The 3,767-nt window shown below is 49.6% G+C and carries 4 protein-coding genes; all 4 read right to left on the bottom strand.

Translation table 11 applies throughout. The annotated features are described in order from the left end of the window. Window positions 1-142: 142 nt before the first annotated feature. The 4 genes from QCH34_RS08540 to QCH34_RS08525 all read right to left on the bottom strand — a co-directional run bounded on the left by QCH34_RS08540 (window position 143) and on the right by QCH34_RS08525 (window position 3,668). Window positions 143-787, bottom strand: a complete 645-nt coding sequence (locus QCH34_RS08540; RefSeq protein WP_300332857.1) for an acylphosphatase — start codon at window positions 785-787, stop codon at window positions 143-145. A 403-nt stretch (window positions 788-1,190) separates the two neighbouring features. Continuing rightward, on the bottom strand, window positions 1,191-1,433 hold the full coding sequence (locus QCH34_RS08535; protein ID WP_300332855.1) for a type II toxin-antitoxin system HicA family toxin: 243 nt from the start codon (window positions 1,431-1,433) through the stop codon (window positions 1,191-1,193). Between the two features lie 366 nt (window positions 1,434-1,799). Next, entirely contained in the window at window positions 1,800-2,030 is a 231-nt protein-coding gene (locus QCH34_RS08530; RefSeq protein ID WP_300332852.1) for a hypothetical protein, read from the bottom strand. Window positions 2,031-2,579: 549 nt separating this feature from the next. Then, window positions 2,580-3,668: a hypothetical protein gene (locus QCH34_RS08525; RefSeq protein ID WP_300332850.1), complete on the bottom strand. Its 1,089-nt coding sequence runs from the start codon at window positions 3,666-3,668 to the stop codon at window positions 2,580-2,582. Between the last annotated feature and the right edge of the window lie 99 nt (window positions 3,669-3,767).

The raw sequence follows: 3,767 nt of genomic DNA, 5'->3' as shown, positions 1-3,767 counted from the left end.
ACCCCCTACTCACCCTGGATATTGGTGAGTCAGCTACAGATAGACAACCCGTTCGAAGATTGGAGAGGAACTGGTATTGGCAGGGGTTCCTACCTATGTGTTACGAATATGGGAAGTATAGGGAGAGCAGCTCTCCTGAATATTATACCTGGATACCTGCCCTGACGAGAGCATCTTCGATAGAGGAGAGCTTCTTTTTGATCTCCCTGAATTCATCTTCAAGATATTTTCCAGTATCTTTTCTCAAACCGACAATCTCTTCTTTCGTCTCTCTCCCAATATCAAGCATCTGATCCTGTTTGTCCAGCATCTGATCCTGTTTGTCCAGCATTCGGTCCTGCTTATCCAGCATCTGATCCTGCTTATCCAGAGTCATATTGTGCAGTTTAAGACTTTGATCCATCTTATCCAGAGCGACAGTTTGCAGATTAATACTCTGATCCATCTTCCGATCAATACTACGGAGGACAGTTACTGCATAATCCATCCGTTCAAATGTCTCATCCTGAATATCTCCACGGATGATCTCAAATCTGCTGAAGGCTCCGGTTGGTTCCTCCCAGTTGATACGAAATGACTGGACGGCTATTGGTCTCTGAATGATATTGATCTTCTTGATCAGATCCAGGAGATCGCTCTCCTGCCCTTCTGCAACGATCTCAACCTCGCCGGTATCAAGGTTCTTCACATATCCCGAGATATCCGTCCCAAACGTCTCTTCGAAGACATGCTCCCTGTATCCCACCTCATGGACACGCCCGTCTGCAATAGCGACAAACCGTTTCATCTTATGGAAGTAGAGAGAGGGTTGTGTTAAAATAGTTTCTTCTGGCTCATTTATGATCCGGCTGAAACAACATGGGCACCAACATCCCCAGGCTCCCTCCCGAGGAGCGAGGGGTCAGTTCAAGGCGAATGTCGGGTTAAACGACCGGCTTACAACACCTCTGTCATCCTATGCCGACAATCGCTTACAGGCAGCGTTCGTCTCCTTTGTGTATCTGTTGTCGTCGACCCTATATCACCCCGGCAAACCCCCCTGCCCCCTTCACCGAAGGGGGGGATGAGGATAGCATGGTGGTCCGGATAAATCGCGGATAGCGATGGTACCGGGTGCGGGCAATGGGTAAGCCCATGGGGGTGCGGTGTAAGAGATAGTACTATAGCGACCAGCAGGCTGGAGGCAACCCCTATCGGAGCATCGCAAGAAGATCTTCTTTTGAAATACCGTTCCTATGGGATACTTTTCCCAGAATATTATTCGGGGTACCCCTTGCGATTTCATTGTGTAGGGGGATTGTTATTGTGCCCTCCCCGGTACCGGTATTCTTTGCCATCTGCACATGGCTACCCCACTGGCGGAGAACAATGTACCCAGGTGACCCACGTATCTTCAGGAGAACGTGGCCACGAACAACTGGAGATTGTGGCAACGGAACCAACCTGGAAGTCAGGGTGGGTTACAATGGTTATCTGTTCTCCAGCATCGATTGACTCCTCATAATAAAAAGAGAATCAGTATAACCCGTATTTGCTGTGCGCCTGGTTTATCCCCATCACATCATCTATGAGGACGCGCTTGTTTTCGTCATCTATACGATAGAATGCGGTGTGTGTCATCGATACGTGGAGACGATACGTGTGTTTCTTAGAACCCTTGAGAAGTTTCTTGTTGCACCGCTTCGTTGTCTTTTTCAGAAATTCTCCCAAGGCATAAGGAGATTATATCTTTAACATGTACCAGGTCTTTTTTTGGTATTTGTGATAGGTATTTGAGCGCTTCCTCACTGAAGATCAGTTCATAAACCCTTGAATACCTCTTCGAATGTGTAAAACTTAGATTTCTTCTCGATTTTATCTAGATCAGCATCTAATTTTTCGACATCCCAGTTTTCATCGTCGACCATCTGAGCTATTACATCATCGTATGTCATGTTCCCCTCCTTTAACTTCTTCAGCTTCTCCTTGGTCGCTCGGCTAACACGGATACTCACCATGTCAGAACTATTTAGACTTGCGCTCTGAGTCATAAATATTGATGATCATTTCAATGACAAATTGTTTCTGCCAGGGGCGTGTTTGCCAACTTGAACTGTGAGCGAAGAGGCGGATTATGGAAGACGGGGGGATGTGATCCCAGAGAAAAAAACTGAGCTGCGGCAGGACGCGCCAGCCATCGATATGTGCTATCGAACGGAGATCCAATAAAACCCCATAAGCGCGGGAGCGCTCCCATCCTCACTGGCGGGGCGGTTCAGCCCCGCTTGGTGGCCGAAAGGATCGCCTACTCCGGGAATTGGAGAGGGTAGGCGGTGCCCCCCCGGAGGGATGAGGAGTCTTTCTTGAAGGTAGAATGACCGGGATACAAAACCTCATTCAGCCTTTTTCGACAAGCGCTTAAAGGTCGCTTCCATCTCTCTGAACACATCTGCTGCCCTGTGATATCCCTCCCGCAGAGAGACGCCTGTTGTTGTGAGGGAGAGAGATCAAAAAAGGCTTCCCGAACTTCAAAAAAAGATAAGACACCGGTTGGTATCCACACAATGATCTGGGAAGTAGAATAGATGAGAAAGGTGGGATCAGACCCGCCTTCTCAGGAACACCATCAGGAGCCCGATCAGACCCGCTCCGATCAGCGCCACCCAGCCGCCTGCCGACTTCGCCGCCGGAGTCTCTTCCTCGACAAATGTCATCATCGCATAATGGCCACCACGGGATATATCAGTGACAAGATGTGATCCTTCGACACGTGATGGAATGATTGTCCAGGCACCATTTTCATAGAGTGCGAGGAATGGGTTACCGGCATCCCCGCTCATGACAAAGGAGAGTGTTGCCGGGGATGTGAAAGAGACGTCGCCCGGCGAGATGATGTATCCACCTGCAAGCATCTTCCAGTCACTGGGGAGGTGCTGTGCCTCCGCCTGGATGATCCGGAGATCGCCTGCAGCCGCATTGGTCACGGAACCAGCAGATGCCTGCAACCGGACAGTACCATCAAGCGAGGAGAGAGAGATCGTATCCCCGGATGTGCTGGCAGAGAGAACGCTTGTTACCGGCAGCCCGACTGTCGGAGAGCCGATCCTGATCAGCTGATTGTTTATCTCAGCGCCATCGACGAGAACGATGATCCTGGCGCTCCCATCCGAGATCCCTTCGATACCAAAAGTGATCTCCCCGGAATCGGGTCCGGTTTTTGTTCCCGAGAGCTCAAGCACCATATTCACCGCCTCTGCACCGGATTCGGCTATGCCGTTGGCTTTCAGAAAATCAATCGTACCGGCAGGGATGCTGCTGAGCGTCTCTGAAATGGTAATACTGCCACTGCCTAATTTTGCCATGCCTTTTGTGGTATCGCCTTCTGCTGCCTCAAGACCGGCCCTTGTCACCGGCGAGGCAACAAGGCTGACCCGCGGGGTATTCAGCCCAAAGGGTATTGTAACAGCATTCGCCTGGTAGGTAAAATCAGTCTTTCCATGCAGCTCAATCGCAGACTCCATCCTGAGTGAAAAGACCCGGTTATCAGCAAGATCGGCTATTCGTATGGTGACAGTATCCCCCTCCTCTATCTGGGTCGGGGTAATTGAGACTGAGACAGCAGATACCGCTGTCACAAGCAGAGAGAGCAGAAGAATGGATATCAAAATTGAATAAATACGTTTCCTCATAGTAATGACATTAGCATCGAAGGCAGAGATAAAGATATCGCCAAATCTCGAGTAAATAGCAATTGAGGGTGAACGGCGGAAGGTTAATTCGTATAGAAT

The organism is Methanocalculus sp. (assembly GCF_029762515.1).
Lineage (GTDB): Archaea > Halobacteriota > Methanomicrobia > Methanomicrobiales > Methanocorpusculaceae > Methanocalculus.
Note: the sequence above shows the minus strand (reverse complement) of the source record. Positions and strands in the feature narration are given on the sequence as shown.

Excerpts from the sequence above, each read along its gene's own strand:
- QCH34_RS08525 (WP_300332850.1), bottom strand. The coding sequence starts at position 3,668 with ATGAGGAAACGTATTTATTCAATTTTGATATCCATTCTTCTGCTCTCT.
- QCH34_RS08530 (WP_300332852.1), bottom strand. The coding sequence starts at position 2,030 with ATGACTCAGAGCGCAAGTCTAAATAGTTCTGACATGGTGAGTATCCGT.
- QCH34_RS08540 (WP_300332857.1), bottom strand. The coding sequence starts at position 787 with ATGAAACGGTTTGTCGCTATTGCAGACGGGCGTGTCCATGAGGTGGGA.